General features: G+C 43.0%; 24 protein-coding genes and 2 tRNA genes. 7 read left to right on the forward strand and 19 right to left on the reverse strand.

Annotated elements, in window-relative coordinates; all coding sequences use genetic code 11:
• Window positions 1–207: 207 nt before the first annotated feature.
• The 5 genes from Q0Q74_RS07140 to Q0Q74_RS07160 all read right to left on the reverse strand — a co-directional run bounded on the left by Q0Q74_RS07140 (window position 208) and on the right by Q0Q74_RS07160 (window position 4,631).
• The gene (locus Q0Q74_RS07140; RefSeq protein WP_294429654.1) at window positions 208–474 is read right to left on the reverse strand and encodes a hypothetical protein; all 267 of its coding nucleotides are present in this window, start codon (window positions 472–474) and stop codon (window positions 208–210) included.
• 75 nt (window positions 475–549) lie between these two features.
• Window positions 550–999 (reverse strand): YcgN family cysteine cluster protein, encoded by a 450-nt coding sequence (locus tag Q0Q74_RS07145; RefSeq protein ID WP_294429655.1) that lies wholly within the window; start codon window positions 997–999, stop codon window positions 550–552.
• A 4-nt stretch (window positions 1,000–1,003) separates the two neighbouring features.
• Window positions 1,004–1,909, reverse strand: a complete 906-nt coding sequence (locus Q0Q74_RS07150; RefSeq protein WP_294429656.1) for an undecaprenyl-diphosphate phosphatase — start codon at window positions 1,907–1,909, stop codon at window positions 1,004–1,006.
• Between the two features lie 10 nt (window positions 1,910–1,919).
• Window positions 1,920–2,783: an alpha/beta hydrolase gene (locus Q0Q74_RS07155; RefSeq protein ID WP_294429657.1), complete on the reverse strand. Its 864-nt coding sequence runs from the start codon at window positions 2,781–2,783 to the stop codon at window positions 1,920–1,922.
• Between the two features lie 18 nt (window positions 2,784–2,801).
• Window positions 2,802–4,631, reverse strand: coding sequence for a M3 family oligoendopeptidase (locus tag Q0Q74_RS07160; protein ID WP_294429659.1), 1,830 nt, complete (start codon window positions 4,629–4,631; stop codon window positions 2,802–2,804).
• Window positions 4,632–4,747: 116 nt separating this feature from the next.
• On the opposite strand from Q0Q74_RS07160, the gene Q0Q74_RS07165 reads away from it, so the two are divergent.
• The gene (locus Q0Q74_RS07165; protein ID WP_294429660.1) at window positions 4,748–6,016 is read left to right on the forward strand and encodes an HD domain-containing protein; all 1,269 of its coding nucleotides are present in this window, start codon (window positions 4,748–4,750) and stop codon (window positions 6,014–6,016) included.
• Between the two features lie 4 nt (window positions 6,017–6,020).
• Here Q0Q74_RS07165 and yfcE read toward each other — a convergent pair whose 3' ends face one another.
• Window positions 6,021–6,587 carry a phosphodiesterase gene (yfcE, locus tag Q0Q74_RS07170; RefSeq protein ID WP_294429661.1) on the reverse strand — a complete coding sequence of 189 codons (567 nt, stop codon included), beginning with the start codon at window positions 6,585–6,587 and terminating at the stop codon, window positions 6,021–6,023.
• 53 nt (window positions 6,588–6,640) lie between these two features.
• Window positions 6,641–8,476 (reverse strand): arginine--tRNA ligase, encoded by a 1,836-nt coding sequence (argS, locus tag Q0Q74_RS07175; RefSeq protein WP_294429662.1) that lies wholly within the window; start codon window positions 8,474–8,476, stop codon window positions 6,641–6,643.
• Window positions 8,477–8,700: 224 nt separating this feature from the next.
• On the opposite strand from argS, the gene Q0Q74_RS07180 reads away from it, so the two are divergent.
• Window positions 8,701–9,852, forward strand: coding sequence for a glycoside hydrolase family 88 protein (locus tag Q0Q74_RS07180; protein ID WP_294429664.1), 1,152 nt, complete (start codon window positions 8,701–8,703; stop codon window positions 9,850–9,852).
• Between the two features lie 67 nt (window positions 9,853–9,919).
• Here the strand turns inward: Q0Q74_RS07180 and Q0Q74_RS07185 are convergent.
• From Q0Q74_RS07185 to Q0Q74_RS07220, 8 genes are all read right to left on the reverse strand, one after another.
• A tRNA-Thr gene (locus Q0Q74_RS07185) sits at window positions 9,920–9,992 on the reverse strand.
• An 88-nt stretch (window positions 9,993–10,080) separates the two neighbouring features.
• Window positions 10,081–10,545 carry a hypothetical protein gene (locus tag Q0Q74_RS07190; RefSeq protein ID WP_294429665.1) on the reverse strand — a complete coding sequence of 155 codons (465 nt, stop codon included), beginning with the start codon at window positions 10,543–10,545 and terminating at the stop codon, window positions 10,081–10,083.
• A 207-nt stretch (window positions 10,546–10,752) separates the two neighbouring features.
• Window positions 10,753–11,754: a restriction endonuclease subunit S gene (locus Q0Q74_RS07195; protein ID WP_294429666.1), complete on the reverse strand. Its 1,002-nt coding sequence runs from the start codon at window positions 11,752–11,754 to the stop codon at window positions 10,753–10,755.
• A complete protein-coding gene (locus Q0Q74_RS07200) occupies window positions 11,744–13,609 on the reverse strand; it encodes an N-6 DNA methylase (RefSeq protein ID WP_294429667.1) in 1,866 nt (621 codons plus the stop codon). Before Q0Q74_RS07200 ends, Q0Q74_RS07195 begins: the two co-directional genes overlap by 11 nt.
• 263 nt (window positions 13,610–13,872) lie before the next feature.
• Complete coding sequence (locus tag Q0Q74_RS07205) at window positions 13,873–14,898, reverse strand: sugar kinase (RefSeq protein ID WP_294429668.1); 1,026 nt, start codon at window positions 14,896–14,898, stop codon at window positions 13,873–13,875.
• 316 nt (window positions 14,899–15,214) lie between these two features.
• Window positions 15,215–16,174, reverse strand: coding sequence for a hypothetical protein (locus tag Q0Q74_RS07210; protein WP_294429669.1), 960 nt, complete (start codon window positions 16,172–16,174; stop codon window positions 15,215–15,217).
• 21 nt (window positions 16,175–16,195) lie between these two features.
• Window positions 16,196–16,723, reverse strand: a complete 528-nt coding sequence (locus Q0Q74_RS07215; protein ID WP_294429671.1) for a hypothetical protein — start codon at window positions 16,721–16,723, stop codon at window positions 16,196–16,198.
• Window positions 16,720–17,028, reverse strand: a complete 309-nt coding sequence (locus tag Q0Q74_RS07220) for a hypothetical protein (protein WP_294429672.1) — start codon at window positions 17,026–17,028, stop codon at window positions 16,720–16,722. Before Q0Q74_RS07220 ends, Q0Q74_RS07215 begins: the two co-directional genes overlap by 4 nt.
• 174 nt (window positions 17,029–17,202) lie before the next feature.
• Here Q0Q74_RS07220 and Q0Q74_RS07225 point away from each other — a divergent pair, with 174 nt between their 5' ends.
• Entirely contained in the window at window positions 17,203–17,541 is a 339-nt protein-coding gene (locus tag Q0Q74_RS07225; RefSeq protein WP_294429673.1) for a helix-turn-helix transcriptional regulator, read from the forward strand.
• A 70-nt stretch (window positions 17,542–17,611) separates the two neighbouring features.
• Here Q0Q74_RS07225 and Q0Q74_RS07230 read toward each other — a convergent pair whose 3' ends face one another.
• The gene (locus Q0Q74_RS07230; RefSeq protein WP_294429674.1) at window positions 17,612–18,163 is read right to left on the reverse strand and encodes a histidine phosphatase family protein; all 552 of its coding nucleotides are present in this window, start codon (window positions 18,161–18,163) and stop codon (window positions 17,612–17,614) included.
• Window positions 18,163–18,699, reverse strand: coding sequence for a peptidylprolyl isomerase (locus tag Q0Q74_RS07235; protein WP_294429675.1), 537 nt, complete (start codon window positions 18,697–18,699; stop codon window positions 18,163–18,165). Before Q0Q74_RS07235 ends, Q0Q74_RS07230 begins: the two co-directional genes overlap by 1 nt.
• A gap of 133 nt (window positions 18,700–18,832) precedes the next feature.
• Here Q0Q74_RS07235 and Q0Q74_RS07240 point away from each other — a divergent pair, with 133 nt between their 5' ends.
• The 3 genes from Q0Q74_RS07240 to Q0Q74_RS07250 are packed head-to-tail and all read left to right on the forward strand — an operon-like array spanning window position 18,833 to window position 20,826.
• The gene (locus tag Q0Q74_RS07240; protein ID WP_294429676.1) at window positions 18,833–19,714 is read left to right on the forward strand and encodes a GNAT family N-acetyltransferase; all 882 of its coding nucleotides are present in this window, start codon (window positions 18,833–18,835) and stop codon (window positions 19,712–19,714) included.
• 8 nt (window positions 19,715–19,722) lie between these two features.
• Window positions 19,723–20,247 (forward strand): NUDIX domain-containing protein, encoded by a 525-nt coding sequence (locus Q0Q74_RS07245; protein WP_294429677.1) that lies wholly within the window; start codon window positions 19,723–19,725, stop codon window positions 20,245–20,247.
• Between the two features lie 39 nt (window positions 20,248–20,286).
• Window positions 20,287–20,826 carry a hypothetical protein gene (locus Q0Q74_RS07250; protein WP_294429678.1) on the forward strand — a complete coding sequence of 180 codons (540 nt, stop codon included), beginning with the start codon at window positions 20,287–20,289 and terminating at the stop codon, window positions 20,824–20,826.
• Between the two features lie 208 nt (window positions 20,827–21,034).
• Here Q0Q74_RS07250 and Q0Q74_RS07255 read toward each other — a convergent pair.
• A tRNA-Cys gene (locus Q0Q74_RS07255) sits at window positions 21,035–21,106 on the reverse strand.
• A 100-nt stretch (window positions 21,107–21,206) separates the two neighbouring features.
• Between Q0Q74_RS07255 and Q0Q74_RS07260 the strand changes: the two genes are divergently transcribed.
• On the forward strand, window positions 21,207–22,895 hold the full coding sequence (locus tag Q0Q74_RS07260) for a glycoside hydrolase family 3 protein (protein WP_294429679.1): 1,689 nt from the start codon (window positions 21,207–21,209) through the stop codon (window positions 22,893–22,895).
• A 105-nt stretch (window positions 22,896–23,000) separates the two neighbouring features.
• On the opposite strand, the gene Q0Q74_RS07265 is transcribed toward Q0Q74_RS07260, so the two are convergent.
• On the reverse strand, window positions 23,001–23,681 hold the full coding sequence (locus Q0Q74_RS07265) for a tRNA-uridine aminocarboxypropyltransferase (protein WP_294429680.1): 681 nt from the start codon (window positions 23,679–23,681) through the stop codon (window positions 23,001–23,003).
• Between the last annotated feature and the right edge of the window lie 28 nt (window positions 23,682–23,709).

Genomic DNA, 23,709 nt, shown 5'->3' on the forward strand with positions numbered 1-23,709 from the left:
CTACGGCCTCCGGGTTATGAGCCCGACGAGCTGCCAACTGCTCTACCCAGCGTCGTTCAATGTTCTGTTAGAATAGTATAAATATTTCTTTTTGTCAATATTTATTTGTATTAAAAACAATATTTATTTTTGTACAAATTGATATTGCTTTTGGAACAATTTTCTCATATGCACTTTCGTTTTAGCGGCTGGGGAACTGCGAGAATATTACTCGTCCTTTTCGTATATTGCTTCGAAATCGGATTGTTTTATGATGTAAAAATCGCCTTTTTTGCCACGAACTACATAATCGCCGAGGTTGGCTTTTTCGATTTTTTCTGCGTTTTTGACTTTGAGGACTGCATCAAGGGTGCCGTCTTTGTCCATATCGGCATAGTCGAACATTGCGAACTGACTGGCGAAGGTTTTTATTTCTGACTGATTTTTGCCGTTCCACTGAACAGCCTCAATGATTTCCTTTCTTCGATATTTCATGGGGATATTCTAACATAAAATCTTGAATATTTTTACAATTTTTTTTGATTTGTTGCGTTTTTAGCTTATGGATTTTTATGCTTGTCCGTCAATCTCATAGTCTTCCCAGTTTTCTTCTCCGGCATCGCATTCGTGTATGCCGTTTTGGATCATTATTCCGCTTTTTTTTACGCTTTCGAAGCTGCCGATTATAAGAGGATGCCAGTCGGGGAGAGGATTTTTGTAGTATAGGCGGCGGTATGCGCATGTTTCCGGGAGCCAGTCACATTTTCCGACATTGTTTTTTGTGAGGTGGGAACATTCTGGTTGCTTTTTGAAGCGGTTTTCGTAGTCTGTGCAGCGGCAGGTTTTTAAGTCGAGAAGGTCACAGGCGATTCTTGTGAAGTGGATTTTTGTGTTTTTTCCGCGCCCTGTGATGAATTTTCGGAAGCAGCAGAGACCGCATCCGTCACACAAGGCTTCCCATTCTTCTTCCGTCATTTGTGCGAGCGACTTTGTTTTGTAAAAATCGTTTGAAGATGGCATGTTTTTAGAAGAAAATCAAGCCGAGTATACCGAGAGGAATCAGGTAGCAGGCAAACCATTCCAGCTTGCCTTTGCGGATAAGCTTCATCAAAATCGAGAGCGAAAGATAGCCCCATGCAAAAGAAGCAATGCATCCGCAGAAAACTGGAAGTGCACCAATCTGACTGCCGACTTCGCCCAAGTCTTTTGCTTCGAGCACGAATGCGCCCAAGATTGCCGGAATTGAAACGATGAACGAGAATTCTCCGGCGGCGGCACGGTTTACTCCTGCGAACTGTGCACCGGCAATTGTTGAACCAGAACGGCTTATTCCAGGCAGCGTACCGATTCCCTGCATGAAACCGATGAAAAGTGACTGTCGGATTGAGATTCCTTTTGCTTCGAGCGGGCGGTCGTGTTTTTTTGCCCAGAAAGAGCTGAAAATCAAAAGACAGGCCGTGAAAAGGAAGCCTGCACAAGTGACTTTTATCGGCATTTCTGGAATCAGTTTGCTTGTGACGATTCCCATTGCACCGGTTATGACAGTCGCAAAAATCACGGCGAGAATTGTCTTTCGGCCAAGTTCATCCGTGCCTGTGAGCAGGTCTGTTTCCGGGGGCGTTACGGGGGCGGAGCCACCGTTAGAAGGGGTAGCGGAAAACGCTTGCGTTTGGAGCGAGGGGAAGGCATTCCCCTTTTGATTTTTAAAAATCCAGCGGAAAAGAATCACGAAGAGGCGGGCGATTTTCTTTCTGAAATAGAGAATTACGGCCGCAAGTGTTGCGAGATGAAGCATTACATCAAAAAGAAGTGGAACATCGTTTAAACCGAAAAGTTTCTGTGCGACGGCGAGATGGCCGCTTGAAGAAATCGGCAGGAATTCCGCGATTCCCTGCAAAACGCCAAGAATAATTGCTTGAAAAACAGACATTTTATACTCCTTAAATATTTATAGACGGCAAACCTTCAAACCAGTTTACAAAAAGTTCGGGCCAGACAGCGCATTCTTTTTCAATGTTGGAGCTGTCCGCCAGTGCTGATTCTGAATTTGCCAGCGAAAGCGCATGTTTTCCTCTATTAAATAGATGATACTCGAAATCGATATTTTTTTCATAGAGCGCATCTGCGAGAAGAATTGTGTTTTTGGCCGGAACTGTTTCGTCGTGAACCGTGTGCCAGAGAAAAGACGGCGGAAAATCAGTAGAAACATTCTTTTCGAGCGAGACGACATCGCGCATTTCAGTGTGGCCAAGCTCCCGGCAGATTTTTTCTGAATCGGATTTGGAAATTGAACCGATTACATTCTGAATGGAAGCTTCGTGACAGAATCGTTTGTCAGAAGTGATTACCGGATAACACAAACATAAATAGTTCGGGCGAATTTCATCGCTTGTGTGATGAACATAATCTTTCAAAAAGCGTGAATTCCAAAAGCATCCGAGACTTGCTGCCAGATGCCCGCCAGCCGAGAATCCGCACACGATGATTTTTGAAGAATCGATTGCCCATTTTTCGGCATTTTGACGGATAAGTGCGACTGCATTCGCCAAATCACAGAGAGCATCGGGAAATTTCATTGGTGCGACAGCGTAACTTAGAATCGCTGCATGAAATCCAAGCGAATTCATTCGGAGTGCGACAGGTTCACCCTCCCGATGACCAATGTGTTCGTATCCGCCGCCAGGTATTACAATCACGAGCGGGCGTTTTCGTTCCGGGTTGAAAGTACTTTTTTCTATTATATATGTTTTTAAACAAGCCGACGATTTATCTCGATTCGGAAGCTCAATAGTCTCGTAAATCATTATGCTTTTCCTTTGGGATTACGCCAGCTTTTTCAGTAATTCAAGTTCGCGGGAATACATTTCGATTCCGCTTTTCCAGAAATCTTTTGTCGTGATGTCAAATCCGCACTTTTTGCATAAATCTTCGCAACTCATGTTACCTGTGTGTGAAAGAAGTTCCGAATAGGTTTTGGCAAATTCTGCACCTTCTTTCTGGTAGAGTGCGTAAAGCCCTGCGGCAAAAAGCTGACCGAAGGCATACGGGAAATTGTAGAAATCAAGCCCTGTTGAGTAATAGTGTGATTTGACGGCCCACATGTATTCATGGCGTTCTGAATTCAAGCCGTTGCCGTAAGATTTTTCTTGTGCTTCCTTCATGAGCCTGCAGAAATCTTCTGAATTAAGCTCGCCATTTTCGCGTTCTTCAAAGACGCTTTTTTCAAAGTAGAATCGGCAGAGGATATCGACTAAGACCTGGCTAACATCCTGCAAATCCAAATCGAGAATCTGAATCTTTTCGCTGTCAGAACATTTTGAAATCATATCCTGCTTGACGATTGTTTCTGCAAAGGTCGAGGCGGTTTCGGCCAGTGTCATCGGGTAAGAGAAGAATGCGGCCGGCTTGCCCTTCATGCATGAAAAATGGTATGCGTGACCAAGTTCATGTGCGAGCGTTATGATGTCGCTGAAAGCACCCGTGAAGTTGGTCATGATGCGGCTCTGGTGTCCGAGTGCAAAATCTTCATCGTATGCGCCGCCGACTTTTCCTGCGCGAACCTCTGCATCAATCCAGTTTTCGGCGAAGGCCTTTTTAGCAAAATCTCCCATTGCCGGACTGAAAGAAGAATATCGTTCGATTATGTATTCGCGTGCTTCGTCGAAGGACCATTCTTTTGAAAGCAGGGAAGTTCCTGATTTTTCGGAATCTTTTGACATTGGAGCAAAAAGGTCGTAGAACGCAAGTCCGTTTTTGTCAGTGCTTGCGGTCTGGCCGTTTTTGTGCAGGAAATCTGCCTTGAGCCTGAAATATTCTCGCCACATCGGAAGACTGTCTTCGATTGCGCCGATAAGTGCATCCAGTGTTTTTTGAGAAAGGCGTGCCGAAGAAAGTGAGCGGTCGAGTGCCTTCTGCCATTTGCGGCGGCGGTTCAGCGTGAGGGTTTCGCCTTTGAGGTTTGCAAGGCAGGCTGCGAAGGCAATTTCGTTCTGTTTGAGAAGGGCAATTTCCTTTTCGTAAGATGATTTTCGGAGCGAAGAATCTGGTGAATAGGCATCGTTACGAAGTTCGTTGAAAGTTTTGCCTGTTTCTGAATCCTTGAGGTTTGAAATCAGCTGTTCGTGGAGTCTGTCCCATGCGTCTCCGCCGGTCTGCTGCAGCTCGCCTGCAAGTTTTTCACATTCCGCGCTCATCTGATGTTTGGTTTCTTCGAGTGTTTCGTTCAGAAGGTAGCGGTAATCTTCAAACTCTGGGAATCGCTTGTAAAAATCTTCAAGACGACCTGAATTGGCAAGCAAAACTGACTTGAAAGTCAAGTCGAGCTGTTTGTAGCGCAGCGTGAGGTTGTCAATCTGTGTGATATTGTTGAGGTAAGCCGTATTCGTGGTGTCGACTGAATAAATTATGTAAGCGTAGGCGTTGAGTGTTCCGCAAAGGGCGGCAACTTTATTGTCTGCTTCAAGAAAGCCTTTTAGCCATGTCGGAAAATCAAAATTTTCGTTTGCATTTTTGATGAAAGTGCGTGCTGCTTCCAGAAGATTTTCAAGATTTTCCATTCCTGCCGTGAAATCAGCAAGAGCGGCCTTGTATTCGGGTGAATTTATAGAAGAAAAAAGTGTGTTTAGGTTCCAGTGTGGGATTTTGTTATTCATAAAAACTATTATGCTGTCTGAAAAAAGATTTTTCAACTGTCCGCAGAATCAAATCTTTCAATTTTGAGTGAATTCATGATATTCTATAGGGAAAGGCTTAGAAATGGGGGCTTTAAATGCAAAATTCCTTTGAATCGGTAAAGACTTGCACCTTGAATCACAAATATGAGCAGGCTATCAGCAGGGAAATACCAATCTACTCTCGTGGAAATGGAATCCGCTCTGAATTTGAACGCGACTACACCCGTTTGCTTCACTGTCAGGCTTATTCAAGGCTCAAGCATAAGACACAGGTCTTTTTTGCACCCCATAATGACCATGTTTGTACAAGAATGGAACATGTGCTTCATGTGGCTTCGGTGGCTTCTACGATTGCAAAATATCTTGGACTTAATCAGGAACTTACTCAGGCGATTGCAATCGGGCACGATATCGGTCATGCACCGTTCGGGCATTCTGGCGAGGATATTTTAAACGACTTGCTTGGAAAAAAAGAAGGTGCGAATGCTCCCAAAAAATTCTGGCATGAACGGAATTCCCTTTTCTTTGCTGATTTTATTGAGACTCTTGATGATCCTAACGGAATAAAACGACCGCTGAATCTGACTTACGCTGTGCGTGACGGCATAATCTGTCATTGCGGCGAAATTGACCAGCAGGGGGTAAAACCGCGTGATGAAGCAATCAATCTTTACGAAATCAAACGGCCCGGATTTGTTCAGCCATTTACCTGGGAAGGCTGTGTCGTAAAAATCAGTGATAAAATCGCTTTTTTGGGGCGTGACATTCAGGATGCGCGCTCTTATCATCTTCTTGACATGGGCAGTTACCGTCAGCTTAGGGAAATCGTCACCGAAACGCTTGGAATGACAAAATCAGGAAAGACTCTTTCACATCGAAGCGGGCGGGCTGTAAATCCGAGTGTATTGATTAATGATATGATTGTTGATTTGTGCGAAAATTCTAATCCCGATGAAGGTCTGTTTTTTTCAGAAAGCTACTTTCACTTTATAACCGAACTGAAAAAATTCAGCTATGCGAATATTTACAATCACTGGAGACTTGTTGAATTCCAGAAATATGCAAGAAATGTCCTTGAAACGATTTTCAACACACTGATGAGGGCGCAAATCTATGTTCAAAAAGGCACGGTCGAGGTTCATCTTAGTGCCTATCCAAAATTAGGTGATGAATTTTGCAAGTGGCTTCTTCACTATTCAAATTATGCCGAAAAGACGAATCAAAAAAAGCCCCTTAACTACGAAACATCCGCCGTTTTCGACATCACCGACAACGAAAGCTACAAAAAATGCGTCATAGAATTTATCTCAGGCTGCACTGACCAGTTTGCGATAGAATGTTTCACAGAAATAATAAGCTTTTAGAGAATCAAACTTCGTTCTTGCGAATCAATTTTCCTTCTATAGAATACAACCCGATTTTCACTTTCTCTTTTTCTGCTTCCAGGATTCCGCAGGTTTTGCCGTCGTTGCATTTGGGGAGCGAGATTGAGCCTGGATTAAAATAGAAAAGACCCTTTTCTTCTTTTAACTCTGTGACATGAGTGTGACCGCTCAGAACGATTGAACCTTTGGGAAGAAGTGTAGAAAGCTCGTCGTGTGTATAAAGATGCCCGTGGTGCAAAAAGAGCCGGCGAATTCCGTTTGGTGCGGGAAGTGCGATTGTACTATAGGCGTTGAGACAGGGGAAGGTAAGCATCATTTCGTCAACCTCACTGTCGCAGTTACCGCGCACGCAGATGAGCTTTTCTTTACGCGCATTCAAAAGCTCCGCGGTGCGCTTAGTATCCCAGCCTTGGGGAAGCGGGTTCCTCGGACCGTGGTTGAGATAGTCGCCCAGGAGGATGATTGCGTCAACTTTGCTTTCAAAGGAAGCAAGAGCCGTTTCGAGGCATTCTGCGCTTCCGTGGATGTCGGAGAGGATTAGGAAGGTCATGTTTTTCTCCAAAAAAATGCGCCGCACGGAGGCGGCGAAATGTGTTTTTATGACTACATGCGATCCAGATACGGCACGAGAACCAGTCCCATTGCTTCTTTGAGCACCCGTAGCGTTGCCTTTGCGAGTGTGAGGCGGGCTTCTTTGAGCTCTTTTGTCTCGGCGCTCATAATCGGGCACTGCTGGTAGAATTTTGAGAAGAGTTTTGCGATGTCGTAGATGTAGTTTGCCATGATTGACGAGTCTTTGGCTGTTGCGGCTCTTGCTATGGTCTCCGGGTACTCGCCAAGGCGTTTTACCAGATCCCATTCTTCGCCTGCTTTGAGAAGTTTTGCTGCGTTCTCAGGACTTGCCGGGCTTGTTCCTTCGTCTGCGGCCTTTCGCAGGATTGAAGCGATGCGTGCTCCCATGTACTGCAAATATGGGCCTGTGTTTCCGTTGAAGCTCAATGATTCTTCCGGATTGAAAACCATGTCCTTAATCGGGCTGACCTGAAGAAGATAGTAGTGGAGGGCGGCGAGTGCGACTTTTTCTGCGACCTCATCTGCGTTTCCGACTTCTTCTTCGCGGCCTTTTTCTTTGATTGCTTTGAGTGCGTCTGCGTGGAGCGAGTCAATCAAATCATCTGCGTCAACGACTGTGCCTTCGCGGCTCTTCATTCGACCGTTCGGAAGGTTTACCAGGCCGTAAGCGAGGTGATAGAGTTTGTTCGACCAGTCAAAGCCGAGTTTTTTGAGAATATAGAAGAGGACTTTGAAATGGAAGTTCTGCTCTGTTGCGACGACGTAAACTAGCTCGTTGAAAGCCCAGTCTGAGTGGCGGCTGATTGCGGTTCCGATGTCCTGTGTGATGTAAACGGATGTTCCGTCTTTTCGGAGCAAAACCTTTTCGTGGTCTTCACCGTCTTTTCCTTTGCCGACTGCTTCTGTTACGTCAACGCGAACGCTTCCGTCCTCTGCCTTGAAGAATACGCCTTTTTCCAATCCTTTCTGGATTTCGTCCTTTCCTTTGAGGTAGGTTTCGCTTTCAAAGTAGAATTTGTCGAAGCTGACTCCCGTGCGATTGTAAGTTTCTTTTACGCCGTTGAAAGTCCAGTCGTTCATTGTCTGCCAGAGCTTTCGGGTTTCCTCATCGCCTGCTTCCCATTTTCGAAGCATTTCTTCGGCCATTTCCTGTGCCTCAGGGTGAGCTGTCTCCGGCTTGTCCTTTTCGCCCTTCAAGTAGCGGTCGAATTCAACATAGCACTGACCTACAAAGTGGTCTCCCTTCATTCCCAGACTTTCCGGTGTGTCGCCGTTTTTCTCGTGGAAGAGTTTGTATGCGAGCATTGACTTACAGATGTGGATGCCGCGGTTGTTGATAAGGTCAACTTTGCAGACCTCGGCTCCTGCCTTTTTGAGAATGCGTGAAACTGATTCACCCAAAGCGTCGTTTCGCATGTGTCCCAGATGAAGGGGCTTGTTTGTGTTGGGTGAAGAGAACTCAATCATGATTTTGCTTCCGGCAAGGTGCGGCTTTCCGTCATTGCCCAAAGTTCCGAAGTTCTCGCCCTCTGTTTCGATTTTTGTAAGGATTGACTTTACGGCACCTTTTTTGTCCATTTTGAGGTTTACATAAGGGCCAACAGCGAGCACTTCACCGATTCCGGCAGCTTTTCCGCTCTCGTTAATGAGCTTTGCCACTTCCTGCGCAATCTGCGGTGGTGCTAATCTGAGCGATTTCGCGAACATGAACATTGGAGAGCCGATGTCGCCCATCTCTGGATTTGGAGAAGGCTGCACGACGAGCTTTTCTGCCTGTGCTTTTTCTGCTTCAATATTTTTTTCTTCGATAATTTTATTGACTGCTTCAGCCAAAAGATTCTTAAATTCTGTCTTTACATCTGCCATAATGTACATATTATAGAAAAAAGTAGGCTTTAACAAGACAGACTGTGATTTTGTTTTTAACGCAATAATCCTAGGTCTGATAGGAATTTTCCCTTACTATTCCGTTGCTTTCGTATTATTATGTAATATAGATGAAATTTGCTTGCATAATTACGGCACTATTGTCATTTTTTGCACTTAGTGCTTGTAAAAGTACAAATATTGAAAAAAGTAGGAGCCATATCGTGGATACAAAAGTAATTGACCAATATATTGATGATTTGATGACAAAATCGACTGCCGAAATTCCTGTCTGGAACATCGAAAAGGCGCGGGCTGGCAAAAAGTCTGGCTGGGATTACATTGACGGTTGCATGATTATGGCTCTTCTGGAGCTTTACGATACCAGCAAAGACGAAAAATTCCTCAAATTTGCGGATTACTACGAAGATTTTAGAATCAGTGATGACGGCACAATCGACGGTTTCAAAAAAGAAGAGTGGAACATCGATTCAATCAACGGCGGAAAGAATCTTTTCCCTCTCTATGCGCTCACTAAAAAAGAAAAATATCGCCTCGCTCTCGATAAGCTTTACGAGCAGGTAAAATCTCAGCCACGCACAAAAGAAGGCAATTTCTGGCACAAAGAGATTTACCCGAATCAGGTTTGGCTCGACGGCCTTTATATGGGCTTGCCGTTCTACATGGAATACGATGCAACTTTCAACGGCGGCAAAAACAAGGACGACATTTACAATCAGTTCTTCAATGTAGAAAAACTGATGAAAAATCCTGCTGACGGACTTTACTATCACTGCTTCGACAGCTCAAAATCTGCTTTCTGGTGCGACAAAAACACCGGTCTCTGTCAGAACTACTGGCTCCGTGCGCTTGGCTGGTTCAGTATGGCAATGCTCGACACTTTGAATCATGCTCCTGACAAAGGAAGCGATAACTGGAATCACTTAAAGCAGATGTTCATCAATCTTCAGGATGCAATGCTCAAAATTCAGGATGAGAGCGGAATGTGGTATCAACTTCCGGCTTTGCCAGATGTAAAGGGCAATTATCTTGAGACTTCAGGAACTTCAATCTTTGCATATTCTCTTTTGAAGGGCTTGAGGACTGGAATTTTAAGCGGAACTCCGAACGAAGAATCATACAAATCAGCCGGAATCCGTGCATTTGAAGGAATCTGCAAAAAATATCTCAATACTGATTCTGGAAAACTGAGCCTGGGCGGAATCTGTCTCGTTGCTGGCCTTGGTCCTGAGAAAAACCGCCGCCGCGATGGAACGGTAGCTTACTATTTGAGCGAGCCTGTCGTTCAGGACGATGCAAAAGGTGTCGGCCCGTTCATCCTTGCGTATAACGAATACGCTTTGTTGAAGAAATAAGCAGACTTTGGCCGTTAACAATTTGCTTTAAAAATAAAAAAGCTTCTGTCTGTTCAGAAGCTTTGCTAGCCGACTGTCGGACTTGAACCAACCACCTGCACGTTACGAGGGTGCTGCTCTACCGGATGAGCTAAGTCGGCGGGAACGGATTGCAATAATCAACCGTTATTGTGGAAGAAATTATATCATTTTTTGGCTTTCGATGTAAAGCCTCTAATGGTATTTTCCTTAGTTTACATTTGAAAGAGCGCCCGTTCCGCCGAGAACTGCTGTTACAGCACCGCCGATTGCACCTCCGACAGCGGCTCCGATTCCAGTACAAATCAAAGCTGCTCCCACGACAATTGCAGCTCCAATGGCAATTTTCTTCCAGTTGTTCTTGAACCAGCTGCCAATTCCGCCACCTGAAACCATATCAAGTTCTTTTTCGGTAAGTTCAACTGTCTCGCCTTTGTTCTGGCCGTTTACGGCAGCTTCAAACTGAGCCTGAACGAAATCCATCTGTTCCTGCAATTTTTCTACTTCAAGTTCAGGATAAAACGCGTGAAGATTTTCAAATGCTTCTTTTGGGGTTGAGGCTGTTTCTACGATTTCAGTTATTTTCTCTACATCGAATTTTTCTGATACTTTCTCGATTTCTGTCTCTGCGACACCTGCGTTTGCCAAAACTGTTTTCATCTCTGCGTTTGTCATAATTTTCTAAAATCTCCTTCTATGACTCGCCATTGCTTTTCCGTAATGGTTCAATTTTAAGGAAATGCCCTACAGGGATGTAGGGTAAGAGCAAAGAGAGAATTTCGTAAGAAATTCTCGTTTGAACAGGAAATACAAGGATGTATTCCCTGTTCAAATATTTATACGAAGGAGTTTGAGGGAAGGCTAAAAAAAATCAGAATCTTTTTAAATTCTGTCGCTATAAGGCAGTGATTTTATATAATTTTCCATGAAAATGTAATCAGGCGTGCCGTCTTTTGTGGTCGGAAGTTTTAACACAGTATTTTTGATAATATCCATTTTGAACGCTCTGCCATATGAATAGCGATAACTTTCTTTTCGGAGCAATGTGACGATGAAAAGACCTGTGAATTTATTTAGCCAATCGGCTCTGATAACAACAATATGGTCTCCGCAAATGAAATCATTTTCTTGATATGAAACTGTGGCAGTAGTATCTCCAATTACGATTGCATTACCACTTTGAATGCCTGTAAGTTCTTGATTTTTGACGAAAGATTTTACACCATTTTTTTCATCGGTTCTTGTGATGTATGGAACTGAATCTTTTGAATTTGGATCGGAATTTATCAGATAGTCATCATTATAGGCTTGTGCCTTATTAATAGAAGAAATTATATCTCCAAAGCGGAATCGTTGCCATTTGCTTGTATCGGGAGAGGCTGGTTTTTTCGTGATTTTTGTTGTAATCAGCTTGTGGTGCAATGATTTAATGAAGCACTCCATGAAATTCCAGTCAGGTGAACCGGTGGTCGTTACAGGGAGTTTGATTTTGGATTCCTTCATTTTTTCGAGCGTCCATTTTCGCCCATAACAGAATCTGTATTGTTCCTGCTTGATTATCGTGCATAGAAAAAGAGCGTTGTATTTGTTCATCTCCCAGCCTTTTGCATAAAGGACATTTACATCATCGCTTGCCCAAAAAGGCTCGTCTTGATGAAAGGCTTCTCCGACACTTCCGTTATAGTTTACAGTTATACAGTTTGGTTCCCAAAGCTCATTTTTTGGAATGTCAATTTTTTCGCGAATACCGTTGTTTTCGCTAATAGCTCCAAGAAAGTTCACATTTCCAGAAATCATATCTGATTTTGTGAGTCTCTTACCTTTTTGAAAGTCAAATAAATCTCCGAGAGTAAAATAGTTCCAATTTTTGACATCAAGATTCATAAGCCGCTCCGCATTTTACTTTGTATGCCAAAAAATTATTTATCGTCTGCTGAAAGTCATCCACTGTGAGTGTCGAATAATCTGTTTTCATGTATGCTTCGCAAAGCCATTCATCTTCCCAAGTGACGCTTTTCCGTGCTGTCAAGCCATCCTCAATATCACGGTTTCGGTAGAGCGTTACCCATTTTTTCTCGATTTCTGTCCATTTGCTGAAAGCGTCGATTCGACCGAGCTTCTTTCGTTTTACAAATCCGTCATTTTTGTAGTACCCGAAGAAAGTTTCCTGTGTGCTGTCGTGCGGAGTATGTGCTTCCCAGACCATAACGCAGACCGTTGTTCCCACCGGATAGAAAATATCGTCGGGCATTGAGAAAACTGCTTTGAGGGTGTGATGTTTGAAAAGACGCTCGCGAGTTGTCTTGAACTTTGTGCCGATTGCACAGCTCATCGGAACGACTACAACCCCAGTTCCACCGGGAGTGAGAATATCAAGCAGATGTTCTGTGAATTCAAGTTCTTCCTTGTCACCCTGTGAATATGGCGGATTTATGAGACCGATGTTTATATTCTTTTTTTTGAGTTCCTGCGTGATTTTTTCGTTGAAGCAGTCACCCTTGTAGATATTCGATTTTCCGTCTTTCCGGATAATCATGTTCGCAATTGCGAGCGTGTAAAGCCCGTCGTCAAACTCAACGCCGTACAGACCTTCTTTTCGAATTCGCTCAACTTCTTCAGGATTCGCACTCTTGAACATTCGGCTCATTGCCGTTACAAGGAACGAAGCCGAACCGCAGCAGATATCCACGACCTTGCTGTTTTTGTTTACGCCTGCCAAATCGCACATAAACTCCGTGAGATGCTGTGGAGTAAGAACGATGCCGAGTCCGCTTCCGTCTCCGCCAGAATACTTGATGAATTCGTGGTAGAACACGCCCAAAGCGTCAAGGGTGCTGTCGGCATAATTCATCATAGGCTTGATTTTCATTTCAAGCTGCTCTATGTACCAAGTGATTGAGTTTTTGTGGCCGAGCGGAATTTCCTGAAATTTCGTATTGTCCTGCAAGGTCTTGAAAACCTGCTTTATGTAGCTGATTCGCTCGTTTCTTATGTCGCTTTCGGCAAGAACATTTTCGATTGCCGCCTGAATATTCTGCATGACGAGTTTGTAAGATGTGAGCGACTGGTAACTCTTACAAAAATCATCGTCATTCAATGCAATTAAAATTCCTGCGATGAAAATTGGCTTGTGAGATTCGGTGACTTTGATTTCGCGCAAGGCTTCGTGCATGATGATTGCGGTCTCACGAATCTCATCGAGCGAGTATGATTTTTTGATTTTCTTTCCGTTTATAAGCTCGATGTAGTTTTTTGGTTCAAGAATCAAATCTTGGATTTTCTTCAATTCTTGAAACGAATCAGCTCCCTTCTGCCAGTAGAAAGTGCTTGCCTTAATCTCGTTTTTCTTTGTTCCGCTCACGGCAACAGCAATTACATTGTATTCTTCTTTTAGGTGCTTTGTGTAAAAGAGAACTCCGTCTACGGCATAATCTTTTGGCTTTGAGCAATCTTCGGACTGGTGAAATTTGACAGATTTTTTGCACTCAACCACAATGATTGTTGAGGTAGCGTCATTAAAAGTGATTACATATTCAGGTTTTGCTTTTCCACTTCCTGTAACTGAATAATCACTCAGACTACATTCTTTTGGCTTTCCACCCATTTTTTTGAGAAGATTTTCTATTTTATCGAGAGATTCACAATCGCCCTGTGGAAAGACATAACCGAACGAATTTTCGCCGATTGTGCATTTCATTTCGCGAAGAGTAAGACTTTCCGTGTACTGCTCGATTGCCATAAGATTACCTCGAAAATATTATAGTAGATTTGTATGATAGTGTCTATACAAAAAAAGCGGGGCATATGAAAATCTGATTGCCCCATTTCTTTTTGTCACAAGAACAACTCTCTGTGCTCTCCATAGCTCTGTGAGGATTTAAAATAAAAAAAGACTCTCGTATTACCGAAAGTCTTTCCTAAATCACATATAAACAATCTGTGGGTAATTTCTGTCGCTCGACAACTCGTTAGAATTGCCGTTACGATAAAAATCGAAGATTTTTATCGCTGAATTCGTCCAGAACCGTCGCCGCCTGCGAGCTTGTTAACTTCGTCCTCAGAAACCATATTGTAGTCTCCGATGATTGAGTGCTTCAAGCAAGATGCTGCAACTGCCCAGTTGATTGAATCCTGCGTGCTCATTCCTTTGAGCTGTGAGTGGATGAGTCCGCCGCCGAATGAGTCACCGCCACCTACGCGATCAACAATCCACATCTCGTATTTCTTTGAGAATGCGTAGTCTTTGTCGTCAACGTAGAGAAGAGCCTGCCAGTCGTTGCGGTTAGCGTTGATTGATGAGCGGAGAGTGATTGCGACTTTTTTGAAGCCGAATTTCTCTTTGAGCTGGCGAGCAACTGAAACATAACCGTCGTTGTTCAAAGTTCCCTTAGTTGTGTCAGTTCCTTCAGATTTGATTCCGAACACGTCGTTTGCGTCGTCCTCGTTAGAGATACAGACATCGACATATTTACAGATTTCTGTCATTGCTTTGCGGGCTTCGTCTTTTGTCCAGAGCTTTCCGCGGTAGTTAAGGTCACAAGAAGTTGTGATGCCCATTTCGCGAGCTGTTTTGCAAGCTTCGATACAAGCAGTTACCATGTTTGGTCCCAAAGCCGGAGTGATACCTGTGATGTGGAACCATTTTGCGTCCTTGAGGATTTCTTTCCAGTTGAATTCTTCTGGTTTTGCGAGCTGAATTGAAGAGCCTGCTCGGTCATAGATACATTTTGAACCACGCTGAGAAGCGCCTTTCTCGTTATAGTAGATACCAACGCGCGGACCGCCACGAACGATGTACTCTGTGTGAACGCCGTATTTGCGGAGTGAGTTTACAGCTGCCTGACCGATTTCATGAGTCGGGAGTTTTGTAACGAAATATGATTCATTTCCGTAGTTTGCGAGAGAAACAGAAACATTTGCCTCACCACCACCGAATGTTGTTGTCATTGAATCAACCTGCACGAAACGATAATAATCAGCCGGCTGAATGCGAAGCATCAATTCACCAAAAGTAACTACCTTTGCCATAGTCTAAACTCCTAGAATTTAATTATTTTAGAAAGTATATGACAGCAAAGGGCCTTTCTCAATTAAAGATTATGCCATGAATTTGTATTTTAGTGACAGAAAAAGATGTTGGACGCTACCGTGCTTGCGCACGGTCGGGCTTTTCGCGGTTCTAATAAAAGCCCGACAGGATGTAGGGTAAAAGCAAAGAGAGAATTTTCTTCTAGAAAATTCTCGTACGAATCAGAAAATACAAGGATGTATTTTCTGTTCGAAACAATCCCTAGCGCATTGAACACCGTGGCTCAAGCCAAGCTTCCATACAGGACATTTTCTTTTAATATTTTGAATCCCCATTTGTTACAGGTAACCCTACATACATTCCTATCATATAATCGTCTTTATTCAAGTAAGAAAGTTCACCCCTTAAAGAAATTTTCTGGAGTATTGCTCGAATACCAACATCCCATTTCCATGTAAAACTTGCACCAGAACCTAAAGGAAAATACGAGTCTTCCATTAAGCAGCCAATTCCACCGCCACCATATACTCCTAAATCAAAATAATTCCAGCCAAACTGCTCACCAATATTTATATCAAAAAGCAAAGCACTGTTTCCGCTAAGGGCATAATAATCAATCTGCCACATAAAAATACCACTGTGCCATACATCTGCTGTAATTGGCACACTTTCACAACTTAAGGCAAGACCGATTGTTGAATCTGCGAAGAGTTTTTCACGAGGTGTTTGGACACCTACAGACCAGATAAGATACAAATCATCATCACTTGCATAAAACTCTTTACCAGTAATAATGTCTTTGTAATATCTTCCTGCGTTTCTGATGGTTTCTTCCGGGTCACTGGAATTTGCCGTATCGCTTGGCGGCTGTTTATAGCTCCTTTCTGGTGGCAGAGGTAGATTATTCAAATATTCAGGGCATTTCGTCAACAGGGGGGAATCATAATTATGATTTGGCCGACATTGAATTTCCTCACCACTTGTAGAAATATATCCGTACACAACATATCCACAATTGTCCGTCCAAGTCGGGTCAATCCAAAACTGAACACCATCATCCCTCTGTATCCAAAGCCATGAGTGATGAACAGCCCTCTCACCTCTTCCATCTGCATGTCTATGTGTTTTTACGGAACGATAACCACCTGCAGCAGGAATTTTAACATAAACTCCGTTTTGCACTGTTGTATAGTTATTACTACTGCCTGGATATTGCAAAATAATTGTGTTTGTATCAGAGTGAACCCCTGCAATCCAAACCTGCTGCTCGTACATTCCTTTTGAGTTGTAATAATTTTATGGATAAATTCCATGTTGCTTAGATATGCTTCCATTAAAACAAAAACCAAAGTATAGTAAATCATTATCAAGAACAACATACTCTGTATCATCATAACCGTTAAAAACATCATATACTTTCGTTATATACTTATATTTGACACTATAGGTATTTCTATAAGGAAAATTTTTTACTATACTGGAAAAAGAATTAAATATTCTGTCATCATTTTCTGAATCAGCAGGCAAGAAGTATATTTCTATTATTTTTCCTTTGTCATTAAAATAATAGTTTATATAGTCAAAAAATAAACCTTCATATTTTACACCTCTTGCTTGAATACAATTTTTGTTTTGTTCAGCAACATTCCATTTTATTCCCCATATTCCTAATTGTTTTTTTACTTGTGTTATTGTAGATGCTTTTGTAAATCCCATAACATTCAAAGGCTGTTTTGAATAGCTATATCCTTGAGTTGGAACTGATTGTGCATATAACTGTAACAATAGCACCAAGAAGATTATTATTGAAAAAACTTTTTTCATTGATTTTCTCCTGTCGATTTCAAATATCCTGCATTTTCAAGACAGTTTATTAAAGCTTGTTTCGTTTGCTTTGCTGCGTGTCCAAGCGGTGAAACAGGAATTGTGTTTTCAACTTGCAATTCTTCAATCCAATATTTTATATTTTGAATTCTTTCCTTTATTGATCCAACTTCTCTCTGATAAATAGACGCGTGTTGCTTTATATTCTCAATACAAGTATTCATATCTATTGAATTCTTTTTAATGACATATTCGTATACACAAACCTCGCAACAGATTATGTCTTCTTCTAACTTCCATTCCATATTTTCCACCTACGTAAAAACAGATATTTTATCTTCAATACTCTTATTTATACCAAAAATAACGACTATTTCTCTTACATAATAATGCTAAAATATATTTAAAGCAACTTTTTAAAATTTATTTACAGATAAATAATCAGTTTTTAGAAAGTCATATGAGTCCATATTTATCGTATGTCTGTAAAAGAAACCTTTATAAGAAATCTGAAGTATTTTAGAAAACAAAGTGGCTTAACTCAGAATCAACTGACTCTAGAAATTGACATGGGGTTGGGCTACATCAACAGCGTTGAGCAAGGAATCTTTTTTCCGCAGCCAGATGTAATTGATTTGATTGCGAATGTTTTAAAAATCAGCCCGTCAAAACTCTTTGATGAAAATGCAAGTCCTCAAAATGTTCTTTCCAATTCCGAGGAAAGTTTTGTTGATAAAATAACCGATACGATTTTGAAAAAACTTCGCCCAGTCATAAAAACTGACATCAATGCTGCAATAAGGGAAATTGTAAAGTAGAAAAAGCTAATGCGTTAGCGGGTGTAGACGGCGATGTACTGAATCCCTAGCGCAGAGATCTCCGTACACACTATCGCAGCTGTTTTAGCTTGCAGTTCTCTATCCCCGCTTCCCAGAACTGTGCGAGCGGAATGTTTTTTACCTGACAGATTATGCTTGAATTCATTGCACCGTGGCCAACAATCAGGACATCCTTGCCGGCTGTCAAATCAGGTTCCACGACTTCTTTAAGAAAATTGCCTGTTCGTGCAAAAAGTTCTTCAAAAGATTCTCCGCCTTCAGGGGCAATGTAATGTTCCGGATCTGTAAAAAAAGCGAACATCTGGCAGTCACGGTTTTCGTATGCCTTTTCGACACCTTCAAACACACCGAAAGACATTTCAATGAGGCGATTGTCGATAATGATAGGGATTTCGCGGTCACGGAGCAGGATTTGTGCCGTTTCCCTTGCACGCACCAGCGGTGAGCAGTAGCAGACATCAAAGTGCACATCTTTGTATTCTGTTCGTGCATCATCTGCCATCTGCCGTCCCTCATCGTTCAGGGGAATGTCAGTGCGCCCCTGAAGTTTTTTGAGGTTGTTCCAGTCAGTGCGTCCGTGCCGCATGATATAGAGACTCATTATTCGCCACAGCCACCGCAACCGCTTCCACAGCCGCTGCCGCATGATGAGCATCCGCCGCCGCAGCCGCCACATCCGCCGTCTACGAATGGTGCAAGCTCTTCTTCGGTTGCATCGCGGACATCAACAACTTCTACATCAAAGCAGAGTTTTTTGCCTGCAAGCTCGTGGTTTCCGTCAACAGTGATTTTGTCGTCTGTGACTTTTGTGACTTTTACAATCATCGGACCTGTTGCTGTGTCTGCCTGGAACTGCTGGCCGACTTCAATCGGGAAATTTGCATCGAACTGGCTTCGTGGAACTTCTGCAACGAGTGCTTCATCATATTCGCCATAACCCAATGCTGGTTCAATCTCTGAATGAAATTTGTCGCCTGGATTTTTGCCTGTAAGTTCCTGCTCAAGCCCTGGAATGAGCGACCCGATTCCGTGCATGTATTCAAGCGGCTCTCCGCCAACAGATGAGTCGAGCTGATTTCCTTCGACATCTTTAAGCGTGTAATGAATTTTTACCATCTTCTGATACGCAATTTCCATATTGTACTCCAAAAAATTGTGTCTTCATCGGATTTATCCCGATTTTCTTCCATATAAAAATATAGAAAAAATCACAAATATTCAAATAAAATCTGCAAAATCCGGGAAGTTGTGGTATAATTTTTTAGTCGAAATGCTGATTTTTGAACTTATCGATTGCGACGGACCGGGATTCATGCAGGTTCGCAATCAGGTTTTTGATTATCTTCTCGCAAATGAGCACAAATGTGTTTCACTTGTGGCTCACTTTATTAAAAAAGACACAAAAATCCTCTATATTCTCGATGAGCGCAACAGCATTTGGGGTGTGCTTTCCATTTCTTCTGGCGGGCAAATCCTTCACTGTCTCGAAAGCGATGTTGTTCTTCCCGTTATCGAAGAATACTTTGGTGCGGTCAAGCCTCAAAAATTGCACAGCATAATCGGTGAACAAAAATACAGTGACGCAATCGCAAAAATCTTCCTTCAAAAGTTCGGTACTGTTCCCAAAATCTCAATCGATTACGCTTTAATGGAATACAATGCCGCCTCTGCCGAAGCCGCCGAACTTGCCCGAAAAATCGATTCCAAAAGAAAAGCTTTTCTTTCAGAATGTGAAATCTTTGACTGCAAGGATTCTGATTTTGACGCCATGTTCCCAATTCATAAAGCCTATGAGCTTGAGGAAGTTGTGACTGACAAACGCCAGTATAATGAGCAGGCCTCAAGAATCATGCTCCGTCGGTCAATTCAAAGCGGTGAAGTTTTCGGAGTCCGTTACAACAATAAAATCGTTTCAAAGGCATCAATCAATGCCAAAGGTGAAAACTGCATCCAGCTGGGCGGAATCTTTACTGATACGACCCTTCGTAATCGTGGAATTGCTTCATTTCTCGTAAAAACACTCACCCAGCGATTCAAAAAGCAGGATAAAATCATCGTCCTTTTTGTTAAAAAAGCGAATGCCATCGCGCTTAAAGTTTACGAAAACTGCGGATTTAATTCTTTTGCAGACTATAAAATCTTATATTACTAGGAAATACTGTGAAAAACGACTTTAATTTCTGTCCGAATTGCGGCGGAAAGAACATTCAGAATGTAAAAATGCGGAAATGGCTTTGTTCTGACTGCGGATTTGATCTTTACAACAATGTTGCTGCTGCTGTGGGGCTTGTGATTCAAACCGGAGACGGAAAGGTGCTTTTTGAAAAGCGTGCCAAAGACCCCCGCAAAGGATTCCTTGCTCTTCCAGGCGGATTTGTTGACCCTGACGAAAGTGCAGAAGAAGCCTGTATTCGTGAATGTCGAGAAGAACTGGGCGTGGAGCCTGTTTCGCTCAAATTCATAGCAAGTTTTCCGAACACTTATCTCTACAAGGGCATTCAGTACAAAACTTGCGACATTTTCTTTGAAGCGAAACTACCCGAAAATGCAGAACTTCACGCTCAGGAAGGCGAAGTTCTAAGCGTAGAGCATTGCTTTGTGCGCAGCGAGCAGGAACTTTCGGAACTCCCGCTCGCCTTCGAAAGTGCCAGAAAAACGCTTTCTCTCTGGCTCAAAAATCGTTAAACTTTATACTCTCCAGAATTTCTAACATCAGGATTTATTATGAGATTTGAATTAATTGCTTACTTTGGCATGCTTTCGGCTGCTTTGATTGCTTATATTGTGATTTTGTGCTCGATTCCGCGTCGCAGGAAAAAGATTTTTTCTCAGGCGGGGGAGTGCGTCATGCCGCTCAAGGTGCCTTCTTCAAAAAAATGGGTCTGGATTGCGGTTCTTGCTTTTATATTGATTCTTGTCGTTCCGTTGCGGAATTTCGGATGGTTCATAAATGTCGTTCTTTTGGGAACTGCTCTTTTTGCCGCTGAACTTGCTGCACGGGAAGCTTCTGGAGTCGGAAAGGCCGGAATTTACGAGAACATGTTGATTTCAGGCACGAGCTCAGTTTTGTGGAGTGAAGTTTATTCGCTTCCGACTTTGGCTTATGAAAATGACCCGGAAACTACGCAGGTTGATTTCAAGACACTTCGTATTATCATGCAGAACGGAACTGAACAACTTATTGTTTTTGAAAGTGAAGAAGAAAGGGCAAAGGCTGTAGAAGAGATTTTACGGCTTGCACCGAAATTAAAGCCAGCGGACTAATTCAAAAAGATCAACAGGTTAAATAAGGATGGGAGTGAACGCATAAACCCTCAGAGCACAGCTCTTCGGGAGACTCGCTAAAAACTCACCTCGTGAATTTTTGCCCTGCTACGCAGTGCCGCTCCCTATATAATAATCGAACCCCAGCTTTGCTAGAAAGGTTCGTTGGGCAAAAAAATGAGCCGCTAAGTGCGACTCATACTTTGCAAGGCGTCTAGCGGAATCGAACCGCTCAATGATGGTTTTGCAGACCAGTCCCTTACCACTTGGGTAAGACGCCAAATAAGTGTTAATAATATACAGAAAATCGAAAGATTTGTCTAGTGCAATAGAAAAAATATCTTGAATTTGGTAGAATGTCTCCGTTGTCGTGACGGTTTATGAAAAAGTTTCTTTCCTTTATTGGCGTTTCTTTAGCATTTTTTAATTTTTATTCTCAGAGCTCATCGATTCCGGCTAATGCTGATTTCTGGAGCGATTATCCGAATGAAGAACTGGCAGATTTTTTGATTTCCAAGATGAGCGATGAAGAACTTCTGTCTCAGATTTTTATGTTCGGATGGGCTGGTGAAGAACCAAGTGCTCTTCTTAATCAGTGGGTTGGTGACAGAGGACTTGGCAGCGTAAAGGTTTTTGGCTGGAACACGGACAACACAGAAAAAGTCGCAAAATCAGTGGCTTCGTTGCAGGAACTGGCTCAGAAAAGGCGGCTTCGTATTCCGCTGTATGTCGCAACTGACCAGGAAGGCGGCTGGATTCGACATGTCAAAGGCGACACTTCTGAAACGCCTGGAAACATGGCGATTGGTGCGTCTCAATATCCTGTTGATTCTTATTACAGTGCTTTCTATATTTCGCGTGAAATCAAGGCACTCGGAATCAACATGAATTTCGCTCCTACGATTGACTTGTACACAAATCATGATTCTTCTGTAATCGGTTCGCGTTCTTTTGGTGAAGAGCCTGAATTTGTCGGTCAGCTTGGTTCGGCTTTTGTGGCAGGCTCGATGGCGGCAGGTGTTATTCCTACGGCAAAGCATTTTCCGGGGCATGGCGATACCAGTGCTGACTCACACGGAAAATTGCCAGAAATCTTCGCTGATTATTCAACTTTGGAAGAGCGTGAACTTGTTCCTTTCAAATACTTGATTTCTCAAAAAGTTCCGGCAATCATGAGCGGTCACTTGAGTTTCCCAAGAATTACTGGCGGTGAACCTGCTTCACTTTCAAAGACATGGCTTTCTGAAATCTTGCGTGAACGACTGCACTACGAGGGGCTTATAATCACTGACGATATGATGATGAATGGCGCAACTTTGTATGCAGGAAGCAGTTCTGAGGCATTCAGGCTTGCAATCGAAGCCGGTAATGACATCATCATTTCTTCACGAACGGCTGAGCTGGATGAGAGGCTTTGGACATCAAATCTTTCAAGCATGAGAACAAACAAAAGTTTCCGCGAAATCGTTCTCAAAGCTGCTCATCGTGTCGTGCTTTCAAAACTTGTGTATTTCAAAAATCCGAATGCGGCTCCACTGTACCCGGAAATTTCATCTCTTAAAGACAAAATTCCTGACAGGGATGGCCAGAAATTCTTCTTGTCACAGGCATGCCGTTCTGTTACGGCTTACAAAGGTGCAAATCTTCCTTACAGGCGCAAATCTGATGAAAAGATTTTGCTTGCCGGTCAAAATCAGTTCCCGGAATTCTTTGCCGAAGCAAAAAAGCGGCTTGGTGATTTCGCTCAGTTCAAATTTGATTACGAACTTGGCCCGATTCAGGCTGACTGGATGAGCAACAATATTGAGGCAATGGCACCGGGCTACGACACAATCATAATCTGCGTGGCAAATGAACGCAGCGCAATGATTGCAAAAAGGCTTGAACGCTCTGGCAAGCGCGTCATCATCCTTTCTGTGCTTACGCCAGTTCCTCTTTTAAGCGGATTTGATTTTGCGGATACGATTCTTTTTGGATACAGTTATTCGCCTTATACATTCGCGGCTTTGTTCGCGGCTCTTTGCGGCGATTTCGTTCCCGAAGGAAAAGTTCCTTTGAATTTAAAGTAAATTGATGCGCCCGCTATGGAGCTGTGGCGAAGCCAGTCGGGAGCGTAAGCGGACGACCGAGCGGATAGCGAGCAGCGTAACAGCGGGAGACAGTAAATTTGCGCCCTAAAACTCTGGCATTTCCTTTTTGACTGTGTATTTGTAGTCGGTTGCATGGCTGTTCGGGAGCTTTCCGTCAATGCGGTCATTTTCTTTCTGAATCTGAAGTTTTACAAGCTCTTTGAAGGCGGTCATCAGGCACTCTGGATTTACGCTCTTGTCAACGATTTCTGCTTCCTGAAGTTCTTTTATGAGGTAATAGCAGGTTTCAATCGTGGAAACGCACTCTTCGCTCGGTTCTTTTTTGAAAGTGTAGACTGAGCGGTAACTTTTTGCAAAACTCAGCTTTGGAAGTGCCATTATGTTCGTGCTGAGACGAATCATTTTTTTTGAGCAGAACCATGTCGAATCAATCAGGATTGCGAGGAGCTTTTTGTTGCCGATTTGTGACTTAAATCCTTCTTTGTGGGCGTTCCATGCGTCATCGCCGGGGTAGAGAAGAACCGGATAATAGCGTTCGTCTGCCAGCAGTTCGCAAAGCCTTTTGTTTTTCGTAAAATCGATTCCGACAAGAATTTCGGAGTCAATCAGGCCCGCACTTGCGATTCTGCCTGTTCCGGTGCGGTTCCGTTTTGCTTCTTTTGGGTGCATGAGAAAGACGAATTTGACGCCGGAATCAAAAGGCGGAAGATATTTGCAAAGGCAGGTTTCTGTAGGCCTTAAACATTTAAAACAGATTGTACGCATAGAAGGGATTTTAATTTGTTTGGGCGTT

It is taken from the genome of uncultured Treponema sp. (assembly GCF_946187725.1).
Taxonomy (GTDB): domain Bacteria; phylum Spirochaetota; class Spirochaetia; order Treponematales; family Treponemataceae; genus Treponema_D.

What these genes read in the sequence shown, in the direction of transcription:
- Q0Q74_RS07200 (WP_294429667.1), bottom strand. Translation starts at nt 13,609, where the DNA reads ATGGCAATCGAGCAGTACACGGAAAGTCTTACTCTTCGCGAAATGAAA.
- Q0Q74_RS07215 (WP_294429671.1), bottom strand. Translation starts at nt 16,723, where the DNA reads ATGAAAAAAGTTTTTTCAATAATAATCTTCTTGGTGCTATTGTTACAG.
- Q0Q74_RS07155 (WP_294429657.1), bottom strand. Translation starts at nt 2,783, where the DNA reads ATGATTTACGAGACTATTGAGCTTCCGAATCGAGATAAATCGTCGGCT.
- yfcE (WP_294429661.1), bottom strand. Translation starts at nt 6,587, where the DNA reads ATGACCTTCCTAATCCTCTCCGACATCCACGGAAGCGCAGAATGCCTC.
- Q0Q74_RS07205 (WP_294429668.1), bottom strand. Translation starts at nt 14,898, where the DNA reads ATGGCAAAGGTAGTTACTTTTGGTGAATTGATGCTTCGCATTCAGCCG.
- Q0Q74_RS07160 (WP_294429659.1), bottom strand. Translation starts at nt 4,631, where the DNA reads ATGAATAACAAAATCCCACACTGGAACCTAAACACACTTTTTTCTTCT.
- Q0Q74_RS07260 (WP_294429679.1), top strand. Translation starts at nt 21,207, where the DNA reads ATGAAAAAGTTTCTTTCCTTTATTGGCGTTTCTTTAGCATTTTTTAAT.
- Q0Q74_RS07145 (WP_294429655.1), bottom strand. Translation starts at nt 999, where the DNA reads ATGCCATCTTCAAACGATTTTTACAAAACAAAGTCGCTCGCACAAATG.
- Q0Q74_RS07225 (WP_294429673.1), top strand. Translation starts at nt 17,203, where the DNA reads ATGTCTGTAAAAGAAACCTTTATAAGAAATCTGAAGTATTTTAGAAAA.
- Q0Q74_RS07140 (WP_294429654.1), bottom strand. Translation starts at nt 474, where the DNA reads ATGAAATATCGAAGAAAGGAAATCATTGAGGCTGTTCAGTGGAACGGC.
- Q0Q74_RS07165 (WP_294429660.1), top strand. Translation starts at nt 4,748, where the DNA reads ATGCAAAATTCCTTTGAATCGGTAAAGACTTGCACCTTGAATCACAAA.
- Q0Q74_RS07240 (WP_294429676.1), top strand. Translation starts at nt 18,833, where the DNA reads ATGCTGATTTTTGAACTTATCGATTGCGACGGACCGGGATTCATGCAG.
- Q0Q74_RS07230 (WP_294429674.1), bottom strand. Translation starts at nt 18,163, where the DNA reads ATGAGTCTCTATATCATGCGGCACGGACGCACTGACTGGAACAACCTC.
- argS (WP_294429662.1), bottom strand. Translation starts at nt 8,476, where the DNA reads ATGGCAGATGTAAAGACAGAATTTAAGAATCTTTTGGCTGAAGCAGTC.
- Q0Q74_RS07195 (WP_294429666.1), bottom strand. Translation starts at nt 11,754, where the DNA reads ATGAATCTTGATGTCAAAAATTGGAACTATTTTACTCTCGGAGATTTA.
- Q0Q74_RS07265 (WP_294429680.1), bottom strand. Translation starts at nt 23,681, where the DNA reads ATGCGTACAATCTGTTTTAAATGTTTAAGGCCTACAGAAACCTGCCTT.
- Q0Q74_RS07235 (WP_294429675.1), bottom strand. Translation starts at nt 18,699, where the DNA reads ATGGAAATTGCGTATCAGAAGATGGTAAAAATTCATTACACGCTTAAA.
- Q0Q74_RS07190 (WP_294429665.1), bottom strand. Translation starts at nt 10,545, where the DNA reads ATGACAAACGCAGAGATGAAAACAGTTTTGGCAAACGCAGGTGTCGCA.
- Q0Q74_RS07150 (WP_294429656.1), bottom strand. Translation starts at nt 1,909, where the DNA reads ATGTCTGTTTTTCAAGCAATTATTCTTGGCGTTTTGCAGGGAATCGCG.
- Q0Q74_RS07210 (WP_294429669.1), bottom strand. Translation starts at nt 16,174, where the DNA reads ATGTACGAGCAGCAGGTTTGGATTGCAGGGGTTCACTCTGATACAAAC.
- Q0Q74_RS07250 (WP_294429678.1), top strand. Translation starts at nt 20,287, where the DNA reads ATGAGATTTGAATTAATTGCTTACTTTGGCATGCTTTCGGCTGCTTTG.
- Q0Q74_RS07220 (WP_294429672.1), bottom strand. Translation starts at nt 17,028, where the DNA reads ATGGAATGGAAGTTAGAAGAAGACATAATCTGTTGCGAGGTTTGTGTA.